Here is a 14,944-nt window from a genome sequence, read left to right on the forward strand (position 1 = left end):
TGAGCCATCTCGGGTAATCGCGTCTCAATCACTTGACTTTATACGATATTTCGTCTAGAACACTGGCTGGAGCTCCTTAATAGCTTAAAGCCCTGCATTTGTACGATTTGTCATACAAATCTCGGGTAATCGCACTTAAATCCCATGCATTTGTACGATTTGTCGTATAAAACGCTGGCTGCAAGCCCTTAAACCCCTGCATTTGTACGACGTTTCATACAAATCCCCGGGAACCGCACTTCAAACCCATGTTTTGTACGACACTTCGTACAAAGCGCAGGCAACAAGCCCTCGAACCCCGCCAACCTTGGCTATTTCATGCCGGAATTGTGGCTCAAAACTTAAACTAGTGGTTGACAACAAAGGAGGAAATCACTACGGGGAATGAGGGGACCTCTGATCGCTGTTAGCATATGCTCCCGAAGTACGCTTTCTTCCAGAAAGCGTTGACCCCAGATTTCTTAATCATAGCCGCCTCAGCGGTTGAAATTATCCGGTGGCAAAGGCGAACGCTTCCACGCTCCCGAAGTTGCTTTCCTTCGGAAAACTTGGACTCCCTCTTCCCCTCCGCTTCTACGTATATTCCCCACAACAAAAAAGCCGCCCTGCAATCTACGACTGCGGGGCAGCTAAATTAACTTCATATTCGCTTCCAGCTCAGCTTCATCGCTTCCGCTCAGCTCGATCGCTCCCAGCTCAGCTTAATCGCGTTCAGCAATGTAATCCGGACGCGGTTTTTGACCGGAATATGGCTGGATCAATTTATTTTCCACGCTGTTATATACCATAAATACATTACTGCGCGGATATGGGGTAATGTTGCTGTTAGACCCGTGCATAATGTTGCAGTCGAACAGAAGCACAGAGCCAGCCTTGCCTGTAGGCGTATCGATTCCGTATTTATTGACGAGTTGGGTCAGGCTGTCGTGGTCAGGCACGCCGTACTCCTGCTTACGCAAGGAATTTTTATAGTTTTCGTCTGGAGTTTGCCCAACGCAGGTGACATAATCGTAGTGCGAACCCGGAACAACCATTAGCGGCCCGTTAAATTCATAGTTATCCTCTAAAGCAATAGAGCAGCTCAAGGCTCTCATCCGCGGCATGCCATCCTCCACATGCCAGGTTTCAAAATCAGAATGCCAATAAAATTCTTTGCCGTTAAACCCTGGCTTAAAATTAATTCTGGATTGGTGAATGTACACTTCACTGCCTAGAATTTGCTGAATAGCTCCTACCAGCCGCGGATCCTTGGACAGCTCCTTGAACACTTCATTATCCCGGTGTACGGCAAAAATCGAACGCACCTCATCACCGCCAGGCTCACGGATAACCTCAGGAACACGGCGATCCTGGGCTTCATCCCACAGTGCCGCCAATTCCTTTTTCAAATATTTGACTTCGTCCGCGGAAAAGAAGCTCTCCATGAATAAATAGCCATTTTTCTCGTAAAAATCAAGATCCTTCTTCTCCAGAAGCCCTTTGTAGCCTTGGTCCGGGTATACGACCGGATCTTTCCGCTTAATAATTGACGGCTTGTCGCTGACTCTCGATGGATAAATATCCTCAGTTTCCGTTATAGGGTGCAGGGCAGATTTTGCTTGGCTCATTGTTTACACTCTCCTTGATATAATCATAATTTTATTGAGTGGTTTAGAATGCTCATTGAATCAACCTAACTGATAAATCCCGTCTTTATCATGAACTTCTTTTCCCGAACACGGAGGATCAAATACGCAAATCATTCTCATATCGGTAAAAGCTCGCAAGTAATGCTTCTCATGTCCATTCAAACAGTACAAGGTGCCGGGCTTGATAGAATGCACTTTTCCCGTATCCTTCTCTTCCACTTCGCCTTCGCCTTCAATACAATAAACAGCCTCTACATGGAATTTATACCAGAAGTAGCTCTCAGTGCCGGCTTTGATCATAGTATCATGCACTGAAAAGCTCACTCCATCCTGCTTGGTCAGAATCCGGCGGCTGGACCAGGTAGGTGTATCTACCTCATGATCCGTTCCTTTGACATCCTCTACACTTCTAACAATCATTCCCATTTCCTCCTGTCTGACTTGCATCTGCAAATCCATATCTGCGAACCCATCCATACTGCAAACCCGACCATATCTGCAAATCTATGTCTGCAAATTTCTGTCTTGTAGTTGTTTTAGAGTTAGGTTGTTTTTCTTGCTTTGACTGCATCAAGACTTTCGCTCAAGATGGAAAGACCTTTATCGAGCAAAGCTTTATCGATCGTAAGCGGCGGCATCACTTTGGCGACTTCGCTGTCCGGACCGGAAGTCTCCATAATTAATCCGCGTTGAAAAGCTTCTGCGCAGATTTCCTCCGCCACGCCTTCATCCTTAAAAGCCATTCCCTGCATAAGGCCGCGTCCTCTTACTTCAGCTATAAGCTCCGGATGGCTAGCCGCCATTTCTCTTAAGCGCTCACGCAGCAGCTCGCCTTTTTGCTCCACTTCCCTGCTCAGTTTGTCATCTTCCCAATAGGAAAGAGCCTCCGCTGCAGTTACAAATGCGAGGTTATTTCCTCTGAACGTTCCGTTATGTTCACCCGGCTCCCAGATGTCCAGCTCCGACTTAATAAGCGTCAAAGCAAACGGAAGGCCAAAGCCGCCGATAGATTTGGACAGGCAGATCAGATCCGGCTTAATTCCAGCCTTTTCAAAACTGAAGAAGGTTCCGGTACGTCCGCAGCCCACCTGCACATCGTCTACAATCAGCAAAATCTTGTAGCGTTTGCAAATCGCTGCAATTTTTTGCAGCCATTCCGTGCTGGCCACATGAATTCCGCCCTCTCCCTGCAGAGTCTCCAGAATAATCGCAGCTGGCAGAGACACACCGCTTCCGCTGTCCTCCAGGTATCGTTCAATATATTCCACGGTATCCACTTCATCCCCGTAATAATTATCAAACGGCATGCTTACGGTATGGGTAAGCGGAACACCGGCTCCTTTACGCTTAAATTTATTACCGGTCACAGACAAAGCACCAAGTGTCATCCCGTGGAATGCATTAGTAAAGCACATGACCGTTTGTCTGCCGGTTACTTTGCGTGCCAGTTTCAGAGCGCTTTCTACCGAGTTAGCTCCAGTTGGGCCCGGGAACATGATTTTATAGTCCATATTTCTTGGCTTTAATATCACATCATTAAACCGCTTCAGCAAATGCTCCTTGGCTTCTGTAGCCATATCCAGGCTGTGAGTCACCCGGTCCTCCATCAAATATTCGATCAGCTTTTCCTTCAGCTTGGGATTGTTATGACCGTAGTTTAGAGCACCCGCTCCGGCGAAGAAATCAATGTACTCCTTACCCTCCCGGTCCCACAGCTTCTCATTTTTCCCCTTGGCAAAAACCGTTGGAAAACTGCGGCAGTAACTTCTCACTTCAGACTCCAATCGATCAAACACACTCAGCGTTGACTTCTCTTCTTCCGCTACATAAATCATGGTAAGGGCATTCCTCCTATAAGTCTCATTTTTTAGGCTCTGTCTTAAAAATCAGTGCTTGACTTCCATCAGAGATACCGCTGCGGGGAATGAGGAGTCTTCCGATCGCTGTTAGCATATGCTCCCGAAGTACGCTTTCTCCCAGAAAGCGTTGACCCCAGATTTCTTGATGATAACCACTTCAACGGTTGAAATCCGGGGACAAAGGCGAGCGCTTCCCTTCTCCTGTCTCCCTCTTCCCCTCCACTTCTGCACAGTTATGATGGCAAGCACTTATTCCTGGTATGAGCCTGTTTTTATTGAGCAATTTCTTACTTGCAGCAACAGGCCCGGATTACAAGGGACCTATGCGAATCCATTTCTCTTCTTCATGCTCATCCGTTGGAAACAGAGCCGCCCGGAATCCTTCCTGCTCGTTCCACTTCGCCCCCCGCGCCTTGGCGTAGCTTGCAAACAGTGCCCGCGAAGCAGTATTGGACGGGGAAATAGTAGTTTCCCAATAGGAAATGGAGCGATGGCTGAGCTGCTGTTCTAGCTGAGTCAACAAGTTTTTTCCAATTCCCTGCCCCTGCTCATCGGGAGCAATGCCTATCTGCCACACGAACAAGGTGTCCGGCTGATCAGGCAGCACATATGCCGTTACAAAACCGACAATCTGATCTTCCTTCTCAGCTACGACACAAGTTTCACGAAAATTGCGACACATCATCATATAGCAATAGGCAGAATTGACATCCAGCACACCGGTCTTCTGCACTACTTCCCATATCCTGCTGCCGTCTGCCGGCTCCGGCCTTCGGTAATGAATGGTTAAATGCTGGCTTCCCTTCATCCGTACGCTCCCCCAAATCCGTTGCTGCGAAAACGGCTCAGGAAAGCCTGTAACCGCTCACTTTGCGGATTCTCAAAAATTTGTGAGGGAGGTCCCTGTTCAACAATTAGCCCGCCATCAGTAAAAATCACTCGATCTGCCACGTCACGGGCAAAATCCATCTCGTGCGTAATTAAAAGCATAGCCATACGCCCTTCTGCCGCTATATCCTTGATCACATTCAACACTTCACCAACCAGTTCAGGGTCAAGCGCTGAGGTGACTTCGTCAAACAGCATCACTTGCGGCTGCATGACCAAGGCTCTGGCGATAGCTACCCTCTGCTTTTGTCCGCCGGATAACTGTGAAGGATAGCAGTCTGCCTTGTCGGCCAAGCCGACTTTCTCCAGCATTTCCACCGCTTGAGTCACCGCTTCTTTCTTGGGCACGCCCAGTACTCGAATAGGTGCTTCTGTTACATTTCGAAGAATGGTCATATGCGGGAACAAATTAAAATGCTGAAAGACCATTCCGATTTTTTTACGGACCCGATGAAGATGCTTTTCATCAGCAGGTACGAGTTGACCTTTCATTTCTTTATGCCAGAGATGCTCCCCATCCACTTCGATTGTGCCGCGGGTGGGCTGCTCCAAGGTCATCAATATTCTCGCCAAGGTCGTCTTGCCTGATCCGCTGGGACCAATCACAGCTACTTTCTCTCCCGGAGCGATATCCAGGTTAATTCCCTTTAATACTTCGTTCTCTCCAAAGGAAATACCAATGTCACGATAACGGACTATCGGTTCCAAGCCTGCATGGATAGCTCCAGCTTGCTTTTCAGAAGCAGGGTCGTTGTGTTCCGTCGGCGAAAAATCAATCTCATCCCGAACCGGGGCCGGAGCGTTGGAACTTGTGGCCAAAAGATATTCCCCCTTTAACTATGGGTTTACTGGGTAAAATGATAACAGCGATCCTTACCCGCTGTGTTATATTTTGAAACTCTAGTTGCTATTTATATTTACACATATGCTCTTTATGTTTATATTTTGGTACCTCAATCGTTTCTTTACATTTATTTCCTTGCCAGGCGCTTCTCCGCAGCCCTGACCAACAATGAGCAGGGATAGCTTAGTACCAGGAAAAGAACGCCTATCAATGTGTATAGCTCTACATATTTAAATGACATTGATCCTAACCCTTTAGCCGTCATCAACAGCTCGCCAACCGAAATGGCGGAAAGCAGGGGAGTCTCCTTAAACATAACAATGAGGTAGTTGCCCATTACTGGTATAGTCGGCGGTACAGCCTGTGGCAAAATAACCCTTAGCCATGTTTGGCTCTTGCTAAAGTTCAAGGCTGTGGAGGCCTCCCACTGTCCTTTATCTACTGCCTCAATGCCCGAGCGGTACACCTCAGACAAGTAGGTGCTGTAATGCAGTCCTAGTGCAATAACTCCGCAGGTAAAGGCAGATAATGAAATTCCGTATAGCGGAAGAACAAAATAGATAAAGAAAATTTGCACCAGCAAAGGAGTATTCCTAACAAACTCGACAAAAGCTTTGGCCGGAAAGCGGACCATCTTAATAGAGGATCGACTCATTAAAGCAAGCAGCAGTCCGAAAACAACCGATATCCCGAAACCAATAAACGTAGCAGCAACTGTTAAGGGAAGCACCTTGAGTAAATCAGGCAGTACGGAAATCGCATAATCCCAATCCCACATGATTACGACCTCCCTACTGACACTTTGCGTTCTATTAATCGAATGATGGTATTGAACGCAAATGCAATGACAAAATAAATGACGAGCAATAACGTAAAGATTAGTGTTGTCTGCGACATGTTATAAGTTCTTAATTGCATACCTGCGTACAGGAGCTCTGTAATTGTAATCAGATACACTAACGAGGTTCCCTTCAGCAGCTCGATCTGCAAGTTGCCGAAGGAAGGCAGCATACTTCTGATCGCTTGAGGCAGAATGATATACCTCATTCTTTGATATGGGGTGAAGTTCAGGGCAATTGAAGCTTCAGTTTGCCCTTTTGGTACCGCGAGGATGGAGCTGCGAACCACTTCTGACCCATAAGCTCCATAATTCAAACCTAATGCCAGCACCCCTGCCTGCATAGCTGTCAAATTGATATCGAGCAGCACGGGCAAGGCAAAGTAAATCCAGAACAGCTGGACCAGGAGGGAGGTTCCTCTGAGAACCTCCACATAAGCTGCGGCAATAAAGCGGATGATCCGCCACTTGGACAGCCTGGCTAACCCAGCAATAAACGACAATACAAACGCTGCTACCAGTGAATAAAGAGTGATCTCCAACGTCACTGCTGCTCCACGCAGTAGCGATGGCATGAATTCAACTATATATTCGATGGACAATCACTCCTTCCTATTCGCTCCCTAAATTTCAATGACGTGTTGAGTTGCCGCTTTTCCTATCTTCCCTTGCACGGGAGAACGATTCTGCAGCTGTTGCAGCTTTTTTTACCGTTCTTTTAAACTCCCTTTCGCTTCACTTCAGGTTAGCCGCCAGCTTAACCGCCGACCAGATCCTCCACCGTTACATCGCCCGGAAGCTCATCCTCTGTGAAGCCGAATTCTTCTAGAATTTCAAGCAGCTGTCCGGATTCCTTCAGCTTCTCCAGCTCTTCGTTAAAGGCTTCTCTAAAGTCATCGTCTTCATGCCGGAAAGCTGCTGCGCCATATCCGCGCACACTTTCCCCGTTGATAATCGGCTGCTCGAAATTTTCCACCCGCTCAAGATTATCATCATTAGCTGATCCTAGAGCGGCTTGCAAAGCCGGCCCCGTCATGGTGACGGCTTGGGCACGACCAGCCTGCAGGGCAGAAATTGCTGAAGGCTGATCAGGTACAGTTAGAATTTGGCTATCCGGCACACCCAGTTCCTGCATATATCCGTGTTCTGCGGCCCCAACCATAACGGCAACGGTTACGTCCGGGTTATCAATGATGTCTTGATAGCTGTGCAGCCCATACGGGTTGCCTGCTTCTACACCAAGCGCAGCTCCGATGCTGTATTCCGGATTGGCAAATGCTACCTGCTGAGCTCTTTCCTCGTTAATAAACATCCCGGCCGTAATAATATCGAACCGGTTGGCATTCAGCCCGGCGATCATCGATCCGAATTCCGTGACAATGCCATTCATTTCTTCAATTCCGAGATTTTGCAGAATGACTCTGGCGATTTCCACAGCTTCTCCGGTAATCGTACCGTCCGGAGTGGCGTAAGCATATGGCGCTTCATTCGCAAAGCCAACTGTCACATATCCTTCTCTCTGCGCTCTCTCCAGCGTCGTTTCTTGGACAGTCGGTTCCTGATCCCCGCCGTTTTCTCCTCCAGCTTCACCATTTCCTGTTCCATTGCCGCCATTAACGCTGCCATCTCCACATCCGACCATGACACCTAAACAAGCTGCCATGACCCAAATTCCTAATTTTTTTTCATCTCAATCTCCCTTCTGTAATGGATACGTTATTTATGGTAACATGGGGAAATTTTGAGCACACCCTTAGCCTCCCAGCCTAAGATGGGGAGAATCGCACTCTGCCATGACCTGGGAACATTACCTGACAGATGCCTTTTTTTCTTCCCAAATCCTCCCTTTTCCTCCCAATTGCTCGAGGTTTATAAAACAAAAAAAATAATTGTTTCAACGCTCGAAGGTTTGGGTAAAAATACTTTGTGCTCTCTGCAAACAACAGAAAAGCCCCGCTATACGGGGCTTTTAGGCGATCCTGTTAGTTTGCGAATTAAGTTTGGCTACAGCAGTTATTCTCGTTTATGAACGTAAAATACATAATCAGGCTCTCCCCGCTCCTGTTCCACGGCAACCTGATGGGCATGTCCGAAAACCTCCCGCAGACGCTCTGCGAAATGCGGAGACGAAGCGGCGCTCCAGAAAGCCAAAACTCCTCCTTCGTTCAACAGCTTCTTTAATTGCAGCAGGCCTTCCGCGGTGTATAGCTGCCGATTGGGTTCAAAGACCGTCCAATCCGGACCATTATCAATGTCAAGACAGATCACATCAAAAGTCTCATCCGTCTCATTCAACCATTGTACCAAATCTGCTTCAATAACTCGTGTCCGTTTATCGTTCAAAGAATAATCCGAGACCCAGGCTAGAATGGAGCTGTTCCAACGAATAATCGTGCTTTCAATTTCCAGAACCGTCACCTGCTCGACCCGACGATCCTGCAGCGCTTCCTGTAAAGAAAATCCGACGCCCAAGCCTCCAATTAGCACACGCTTTGGTTCACAACAAGCCTCTAAGGGCACTCTGACCAGCTGCCGTTCGGAATCGCCATTATAGGTCGCCATCAAAAATGTGCCGTTGCTTATAATTTCGTAATGCTGTCCTCTTTGCCGAAGCTGCAGCTCGCCTCTTGGTGTATCACAGCGCTCGATGACAGTCATGTCTCCCGACCATTGGTTTACATTCATAGGCACCTCGTTCTTTCTGCATGAATTCTACTGCAAAGTTAGGATGAGCTTATGCTCTTTATTATACTTTTTGACGTGGTAAAAAAAGCGCAAGCGCCGAGACTGATCCATCCTCGGAACTTGCGCTTTTTCACAGATTCGGGCAGAGTTAGCGAAAGTCCTATTTCCTCTTGCAATTCAGCGGGGGAATGTTCTCTTTGCTCTCTGCTCGTGTAAGTACGCCGTTGTTACTGCATTTCTGCTAGCCAACCGGCCAAATTGGAAATTTCTTCATCGGATAACGAAGAACGGAAAGCCGGCATCATATTGCCTTGACCATTCATAATGACATTATGAATTTCACGGCGATCCAATTCGGAACCAATGCTATTCAGTGCTGGTCCTACGCCACCCTCTAAATCCACACCGTGACAGCTTAGACAGGAAGCTTTGTAGATGGATTCAGCGGCTTCAGGATCAACCGGAGTATCATCGATAGGTGCATTTTCAGCTTCTCGCTCTGCCGCATATTCTTTAGAGTGATTGTTCACTTCGATAAGCAGTGCAGTAACTCCCAATACAATAGCTAAGGAGCACAGCGCCAGCATCGCCCATTTGTGCATGTTTGTCCCTCCCTTACTGTAATCATATCCATAATTAAGGCTGCTGTACATAGTATTAGAGAGCAGACAGCCGCATGATCGTGAATAACGACCATGAGTTTGCAGTGCAGGAATAGCACTCGTTTGTTACCTGTAAAGCAAATAAAATTGATTATCAGGCAAAAATCATAGGAAACAGGTCAGAATCACTAATGTTTCACATATGATTTGTTAAACACTATCATTATATCCGGAGGAAGCCTATGATTTCAATTGCCGGAACACCCGTAGGGCCAAATCAGCTGCAAGGTACTTGGGCAATGGCAGGTTACGCCCGCCAAATTCTGTCGGCTATGATTGCAAATAGCAGCAATTATAGTTATCCGAACCTCTCTGCCCTGCAATTTGAAGTAAATTTACGCAATTCGATTATGCAAACTGCTTTGGAGCTCGGCGAAAGCGGTGCTTCCTTCGCAGATTTCCCGGCCGCGCGCTGCAACGAAGCCTATTGGATGCTGACCAGCCAAGGCGGATTTCTGCTGAGACCTTCCGTGCCCCCAGCTGCGGCCATTCGTGATATTTACCAGAATGGCTGGCTATATGCATTTGAATGCGCTACGGCAATTATTATCATTTATTACAAAGCGGTACTCAATGTTCTGCCAGACCCTCTGTTTAACTCCCTGTTCTCTGATCTGTATCTGTACAGCTGGGAGTTCGACAAAGACCTCGGAGTACGTACCGTACGGACCAGCCAATTCGTGCCCGGCGACGTTCTTTATTTTGACAATCCCGATGTAAATCCGGCCACGATCGAGTGGCAGGGCGTCAACGTTGTCGATCTCAGCAACGGGCAGTATTTCGGCCATGGCATCGGTGTTCGCAATGCTGCTGAAATTATCCGCATCCTTAATGAGAACAGGCGCTGGGGGGCCAGCAGGAGCGCATATTTAATGAGCCAGGCCACGAATCCGGACTACCACTATCTTTTCAGAGTTTCCGGACAAAACCGCCGGATCATTGGTCAGATTGGAAGCCACCGGGTCCAAGTAATTTCTTGACCGCTGCCGGTCACTAACCGTAATTAGCTGAGATTGCCAGGGACCTATTTTGATTTTACTGCTTAGCGGGTAAATTGTCCCTATCAAGATGTGAAAAAATCATGAAATTTCTTTAACTATTTTCGCAAAAAGAGCGGCCCCCCCCATCCAGACGGGTAGCCTGCCCGCGATAACAAGATATAGTCAAACAAAAATCGTGTTTGAGCTATATCTTGTTGGATTTAAAGCCCCGCCCAAATTCAAGCAATTGATAACTTAAGGCAGATCCTGCCCGTATTCCAAGCAAGCGGCAACCGCATTGTGAAAGCGGGCTCTCAGTCGGGTGAGGGACTGCCCCCTTCCATAATGAACCCGATTGGTCAACAGCACGACACCTAATTGATGTACGGGATCCATCCACATGCTGGTACCTGTAAAGCCGGTATGGCCAAAAGCTAAGGAACTGAACAAGTCTCCGGCAACGTCCTGGCTATCCCCGCGCAGCACCCAGCCGAGTCCTCTGCAGCCGTTCAGCCCGTTTGTTTGCGGCTGGAGCGCCGCTTGGACAGCTAAAGGTGATAGCCACCTCTCTTCTTCATGACGCCCGCCCCGAAGCCAAGCCAACGCCACCTTAACCAGATCATCTGCTGTGGAGAATAAACCCGCATGGCCGCACGCCCCGCCCAGAGCATAAGCATTCTCATCATGAACTTCCCCATGTAAACACCTTCCGAGAGTATTGGAGTATTCCGTAGCGGCTATGCGGCTCTTCCATTCCGCAGGCGGATTAAATGCCGTACTGGACATGCCTAGAGGTTCAAAGACATACCGTGCCGCAGCATCAGGTAAAGAAAGCCCCAACAGCTCAGCGCAAATGTGACCAAGTACAATGAAGCCCAGGTCGCTATAGATGACTTGAGTTCCCGCAGGCGCTACCAAAGAAAGAGCGGCTATATATTCCACAGCTTCTTGGGGAGTAACGTTCATATCATGAATGGGAAGATGTCCTGGAAGGCCTGAAGTATGACTGGCCAAATGACGGACTGTAACCTCACCTTTTCCCGCTGCAGCGAAAGAAGGCATAAATGCCGAAACAGGCTCATTTAAGTCGAGCAGGCCCTTTTCTATACAAATCAGGAGCAGGGGCAGTGTTACCGCTACCTTAGTCAAGGAAGCGCAATCATAAATTGTGTCGATTGACGTATCGATCCGCGATACCCCATCATCAACGGCATAGCCCGTCGCATATACGCCTATAAGCTCTCCTCGATGCAGGACCGCGGCCACGGCTCCCGGAATCAATCGGTCTGCTGCCGCAGCATCCAGCAAGGAAAAAGCTTTCGATAATCGTTCCTGATTACCTACTATGGACTCATCATGATGGGCCATAAGCTAACTCACGCTCCCTTGTTGCCTTTTTAATTATCCTGCCTGTGAATTCCAACCCATTATACCACCTGGAGATTCGGGGCGGAATACAATTGTCGCTGCTTTAAAGTTCAGCCTGTCACGATTTATCGTCAAAAAACACATGCTCCGCCTGGATCGTTTCTCCCAATGTAATCAAACCAAATGAATACTGCGGCTGTCTTCGCTTATCTGTGGGAGACCCGGGGTTAAACAGCAGTACTCCGCCATGCTCAACCTTTAAGGGAATATGTGAGTGGCCAAAAATAATCAGGTCGACTCCATCCCCTTGAAAAGCGTCATAAGCGCGCATTTCCGTTGTTTTCCCAATACCGTCCCCATGGATCAACCCGATGGTCCACCCATTAAGGGTAAGGATTTTCCGCTGTCCAAACCGGTCTGCAATATCCCATCCGTCCGTATTTCCCGCTACTCCTTCGACCGGGGCCAGCAGGCTAAGCTCCTCATAAACCCACATGGATTGCCAGTCTCCGGCATGCAGGATTCTATCGACATCCTGAAATCCTTCGACTAGCGCTTTGGGCAAAGTTTTTGCGCTTCGCGGCATATGGGTGTCCGAGACAATTCCAAGCTTCATTCCTTATTCCTCCTTTAATCTCACACTGGACTTCCTTCACTTTAGAAGCTGGCGATAAATGCTCGCAATCTCTTGAACCGTCATTCTCACTAAACCACTTGTGGATGGTGCTACAAACTCCCGAGTTTGTCCGGCTTCTTCCCCGGCCGGCTCCCCCTGCCATCCCCAGGCCGCTGAGGCTGCAGGCTTATACTGCTGATACACCCCTTTACCGACAAAACAGGCGGTTTGAGGCTGCCATTCGGCAATTAGCCGCTTCAGCCTTTCTCTCCCTGCCCGGTACTCTTCCGGCTTAATTTCCGCCGCCGTTCGTGTCGGTCTCGCTACGATATTGGTAAAGCCGTAGCCCAGCTCAAGCAAATCCTGATCTTCATCAGCCGTATATAGCCTAGGGGTGAGCCCTGCTTCATACAGCACCTTGTAAAACCGATTATTAGGGTTAGCATAATGGTGACCAGTTTCAGCGGAGCGCAGGCTTGGATTAAACCCGATAAACAGGATGGACAATCCTGGCTTTACATGATCAGGAATCTCATTCATTTTCATTTTCCTCCCCTTTGGTTTCTTCTAAGCTTGCACGATTACGGAAAATGACATGCTCTAAAATGATCGCCAAAGCTACGCCAATAATTAACCCATTCCCAGCCAAATAACCTACTACAGGAGGAAATACAGACCAAGCATCACCATTGATGAATAAAACACCGGCACCTGCCAGCAGACTGAGCCCGACAATGAATACGTCTCTCTGATCCAGCTTAAGCTTCTTGAGGTCTCTCAGCCCGAAGCCCAGCAATTGCCCAAACACAGCAAACAGCACCGCATAAGCGACTGGCTGAGGAATGCTGCTTAATAGGAGTCCAAGCTTGGGGAACATACCGAGTACAATAAACGCAGCGGAAGCAAGCAGAAACGGCAGCCGGGAAGCAATCCCGGTCAATGAAATCAGACTTGCTGCCGCCGTGAGCGGAACCGCTCCGACCGTTCCGAGCAGCCCGCTCATAAACGTTCCGACTCCTGTGATTAACGAGCCTCTCGAATAGGTACTCATATCCGTCTTCTCTTCACTAGCCTCTGCCGTTACCTTAATACTGGCTACCAGATTAGATAGCAGAATACCGGCTGTAATCAGACAAGTCAGCACAACTCCCGTATTCCATTGGGGAAGGCCATAAGGAAGCCAGGACGGCCACGCTACCCAATCGGTATTGCGTGAATCAGGGAGATCCACTAGACCCAATGCGGCATAGATTAGCCAGCCCGCCCCTATAGAGATAAGCACGGCCAAATTTTTAATGAGTCCACGACCCTTAAGCATCAGGCCTACTGTCAATCCAATGAGCAGCCCTGATATACTCATAACAAGTGGAATAACCTGTTCGCTGCCCCGGTACCCGATGCCCAGCACCCCTTGAACTAAACTAGGCGATAATTGGAAAGCCAGCAGCACCAGAAAAGTTCCCGTAACAGCTGGAGTAAACCAATGCAAGACTTTAGGCAGCAGCCTAAAAAGAGCGAGCAGAATGAAGACAGCAGAGCAAACGAGAAGGCCCATTTGCAATTCAAGCATTAAGCTTTGTGCAGGAAGTCCCGTTTGCATATGCAACCCAATGAGGACGACAAAGACGCCCCACCACATTCCTGCCGGTCCCTCAAGGATAGGCAGCCGGTGCCCGAACAATACCTGCAGGGCGCCAATCCCACCACATAGAAACAAAGTACGGCTTACAAACAAAGCCAGCTCAGCTTCGGCCAAGCCGAGCGCCTGACCAAGCACGACTGGTACAGTAACGAAATTTGCCAACATAAAAACAAACCATTGCAAGGAGGAAAAAAAGAGCACGGTTCCTCTAGGTTTATCATTCAGCTTATAGGACAGTGAAGACGGATTCCCCATATGAGCCTTGCTCCCTTATCTCTACAAAATTGTTACCGCTCGTTTTACTTTCAGATGGTTAAATAAACAGCACCTAAAGGAACCGCTCATCCCCTTAAGTGCTGTTTTACTGATCGTCGTGCCGCTATTACGACCAACTAACGGTTCTACCGCCAGTTGTTCTTTGAATCCTTATTGAATAGAAGGCGTTTCTTCTTCTGGCTGAGATTGATCCAGCTCTATCTTTTGCGCTACAGTATCCCGGACTATACCCAATGTCAGCTGCAGCAGGTAGTTGAGATCACTTTGTGATTGCTGAAATTCGCTGACGATTGGAATACTATCCAGCTCGTCCTGCAGCGCTTCAATCTCCGCTTCAATTTTTTTAACCATTTCTTCGTTTTTGAACGTTTTCTCGAAAGCTACTGCTTCCTTCTGCTTTTTCTTGATCTGCTTGATTAAGCTTTGTACATGCTCATTATTATTAATCTGCTTTTCAGCTCGCTTGTAGTAGTCTACTTCAGCCGAAGTGGAGATCAGTTGAGCCAGTTCCTTCGCTTTTTTCATGATATCCTCTGTGACGATCAAATCCCTTGTATCATATTGCTCCATACCGCAGGCAGAGCGCTTTACTTCTTTAGCTTTAGCCATATGGATCCTCCCCTTTATTGTCAGCGTAGTCAAATAGCGTATACCGTTA

16 protein-coding genes are annotated in these 14,944 nt (G+C 48.1%); 1 reads left to right on the top strand and 15 read right to left on the bottom strand.

Going from position 1 to position 14,944, the window contains the following annotated elements; genetic code table 11:
• Positions 1 to 701 precede the first annotated feature (701 nt).
• The 10 genes from thpD to PSHG_RS03140 all read right to left on the bottom strand — a co-directional run bounded on the left by thpD (position 702) and on the right by PSHG_RS03140 (position 9,344).
• Complete coding sequence (thpD, locus tag PSHG_RS03095) at positions 702 to 1,607, bottom strand: ectoine hydroxylase (protein ID WP_010269269.1); 906 nt, start codon at positions 1,605 to 1,607, stop codon at positions 702 to 704.
• 60 nt (positions 1,608 to 1,667) lie between these two features.
• Complete coding sequence (locus PSHG_RS03100; RefSeq protein ID WP_010269271.1) at positions 1,668 to 2,048, bottom strand: ectoine synthase; 381 nt, start codon at positions 2,046 to 2,048, stop codon at positions 1,668 to 1,670.
• 122 nt (positions 2,049 to 2,170) lie between these two features.
• Entirely contained in the window at positions 2,171 to 3,463 is a 1,293-nt protein-coding gene (gene ectB / locus PSHG_RS03105) for a diaminobutyrate--2-oxoglutarate transaminase (RefSeq protein ID WP_010269275.1), read from the bottom strand.
• 334 nt (positions 3,464 to 3,797) lie between these two features.
• Positions 3,798 to 4,295: a diaminobutyrate acetyltransferase gene (ectA, locus tag PSHG_RS03110; protein ID WP_010269276.1), complete on the bottom strand. Its 498-nt coding sequence runs from the start codon at positions 4,293 to 4,295 to the stop codon at positions 3,798 to 3,800.
• The gene (gene ehuA / locus PSHG_RS03115) at positions 4,292 to 5,095 is read right to left on the bottom strand and encodes an ectoine/hydroxyectoine ABC transporter ATP-binding protein EhuA (RefSeq protein WP_042121351.1); all 804 of its coding nucleotides are present in this window, start codon (positions 5,093 to 5,095) and stop codon (positions 4,292 to 4,294) included. The genes ectA and ehuA overlap by 4 nt, the downstream gene beginning before the upstream one ends.
• Before the next feature lie 251 nt (positions 5,096 to 5,346).
• Entirely contained in the window at positions 5,347 to 5,997 is a 651-nt protein-coding gene (ehuD, locus tag PSHG_RS03120; RefSeq protein ID WP_010269280.1) for an ectoine/hydroxyectoine ABC transporter permease subunit EhuD, read from the bottom strand.
• Between the two features lie 2 nt (positions 5,998 to 5,999).
• Entirely contained in the window at positions 6,000 to 6,659 is a 660-nt protein-coding gene (gene ehuC, locus PSHG_RS03125; RefSeq protein ID WP_010269282.1) for an ectoine/hydroxyectoine ABC transporter permease subunit EhuC, read from the bottom strand.
• 155 nt (positions 6,660 to 6,814) lie between these two features.
• Positions 6,815 to 7,720, bottom strand: a complete 906-nt coding sequence (gene ehuB / locus PSHG_RS03130) for an ectoine/hydroxyectoine ABC transporter substrate-binding protein EhuB (RefSeq protein WP_010269284.1) — start codon at positions 7,718 to 7,720, stop codon at positions 6,815 to 6,817.
• A gap of 350 nt (positions 7,721 to 8,070) precedes the next feature.
• Positions 8,071 to 8,742 carry a spermine/spermidine synthase domain-containing protein gene (locus PSHG_RS03135; RefSeq protein ID WP_148497622.1) on the bottom strand — a complete coding sequence of 224 codons (672 nt, stop codon included), beginning with the start codon at positions 8,740 to 8,742 and terminating at the stop codon, positions 8,071 to 8,073.
• 227 nt (positions 8,743 to 8,969) lie between these two features.
• Positions 8,970 to 9,344 (bottom strand): c-type cytochrome, encoded by a 375-nt coding sequence (locus PSHG_RS03140; RefSeq protein ID WP_010269286.1) that lies wholly within the window; start codon positions 9,342 to 9,344, stop codon positions 8,970 to 8,972.
• 242 nt (positions 9,345 to 9,586) lie between these two features.
• Here PSHG_RS03140 and PSHG_RS03145 point away from each other — a divergent pair, with 242 nt between their 5' ends.
• Positions 9,587 to 10,384, top strand: a complete 798-nt coding sequence (locus PSHG_RS03145) for a protein-glutamine gamma-glutamyltransferase (protein WP_010269288.1) — start codon at positions 9,587 to 9,589, stop codon at positions 10,382 to 10,384.
• A 255-nt stretch (positions 10,385 to 10,639) separates the two neighbouring features.
• Here the strand turns inward: PSHG_RS03145 and PSHG_RS03150 are convergent, their stop codons facing one another.
• The 5 genes from PSHG_RS03150 to PSHG_RS03170 form a co-directional block, all read right to left on the bottom strand.
• Positions 10,640 to 11,752 carry a serine hydrolase domain-containing protein gene (locus PSHG_RS03150; RefSeq protein ID WP_010269290.1) on the bottom strand — a complete coding sequence of 371 codons (1,113 nt, stop codon included), beginning with the start codon at positions 11,750 to 11,752 and terminating at the stop codon, positions 10,640 to 10,642.
• A gap of 118 nt (positions 11,753 to 11,870) precedes the next feature.
• Positions 11,871 to 12,368, bottom strand: coding sequence for a metallophosphoesterase family protein (locus PSHG_RS03155; protein ID WP_010269292.1), 498 nt, complete (start codon positions 12,366 to 12,368; stop codon positions 11,871 to 11,873).
• A 36-nt stretch (positions 12,369 to 12,404) separates the two neighbouring features.
• On the bottom strand, positions 12,405 to 12,908 hold the full coding sequence (locus PSHG_RS03160; protein WP_010269295.1) for a mismatch-specific DNA-glycosylase: 504 nt from the start codon (positions 12,906 to 12,908) through the stop codon (positions 12,405 to 12,407).
• On the bottom strand, positions 12,901 to 14,265 hold the full coding sequence (locus tag PSHG_RS26490) for a purine/pyrimidine permease (protein WP_010269298.1): 1,365 nt from the start codon (positions 14,263 to 14,265) through the stop codon (positions 12,901 to 12,903). The genes PSHG_RS03160 and PSHG_RS26490 overlap by 8 nt, the downstream gene beginning before the upstream one ends.
• A 171-nt stretch (positions 14,266 to 14,436) precedes the next feature.
• Complete coding sequence (locus PSHG_RS03170) at positions 14,437 to 14,895, bottom strand: YlbF family regulator (RefSeq protein WP_010269301.1); 459 nt, start codon at positions 14,893 to 14,895, stop codon at positions 14,437 to 14,439.
• Positions 14,896 to 14,944 lie beyond the last annotated feature (49 nt).

The sequence above is a fragment of the Paenibacillus senegalensis JC66 genome, from assembly GCF_000285515.1.
GTDB lineage: Bacteria > Bacillota > Bacilli > Paenibacillales > NBRC-103111 > Paenibacillus_L > Paenibacillus_L senegalensis.

Coding starts and splice junctions, on each gene's coding strand:
- thpD (WP_010269269.1), bottom strand. CDS start 1,607: ATGAGCCAAGCAAAATCTGCCCTGCACCCTATAACGGAAACTGAGGAT.
- PSHG_RS03100 (WP_010269271.1), bottom strand. CDS start 2,048: ATGATTGTTAGAAGTGTAGAGGATGTCAAAGGAACGGATCATGAGGTA.
- ectB (WP_010269275.1), bottom strand. CDS start 3,463: ATGATTTATGTAGCGGAAGAAGAGAAGTCAACGCTGAGTGTGTTTGAT.
- ectA (WP_010269276.1), bottom strand. CDS start 4,295: ATGAAGGGAAGCCAGCATTTAACCATTCATTACCGAAGGCCGGAGCCG.
- ehuD (WP_010269280.1), bottom strand. CDS start 5,997: ATGTGGGATTGGGATTATGCGATTTCCGTACTGCCTGATTTACTCAAG.
- ehuB (WP_010269284.1), bottom strand. CDS start 7,720: ATGGCAGCTTGTTTAGGTGTCATGGTCGGATGTGGAGATGGCAGCGTT.
- PSHG_RS03135 (WP_148497622.1), bottom strand. CDS start 8,742: ATGAATGTAAACCAATGGTCGGGAGACATGACTGTCATCGAGCGCTGT.
- PSHG_RS03140 (WP_010269286.1), bottom strand. CDS start 9,344: ATGCACAAATGGGCGATGCTGGCGCTGTGCTCCTTAGCTATTGTATTG.
- PSHG_RS03145 (WP_010269288.1), top strand. CDS start 9,587: ATGATTTCAATTGCCGGAACACCCGTAGGGCCAAATCAGCTGCAAGGT.
- PSHG_RS03150 (WP_010269290.1), bottom strand. CDS start 11,752: ATGGCCCATCATGATGAGTCCATAGTAGGTAATCAGGAACGATTATCG.
- PSHG_RS03155 (WP_010269292.1), bottom strand. CDS start 12,368: ATGAAGCTTGGAATTGTCTCGGACACCCATATGCCGCGAAGCGCAAAA.
- PSHG_RS03160 (WP_010269295.1), bottom strand. CDS start 12,908: ATGAATGAGATTCCTGATCATGTAAAGCCAGGATTGTCCATCCTGTTT.
- PSHG_RS26490 (WP_010269298.1), bottom strand. CDS start 14,265: ATGGGGAATCCGTCTTCACTGTCCTATAAGCTGAATGATAAACCTAGA.
- PSHG_RS03170 (WP_010269301.1), bottom strand. CDS start 14,895: ATGGCTAAAGCTAAAGAAGTAAAGCGCTCTGCCTGCGGTATGGAGCAA.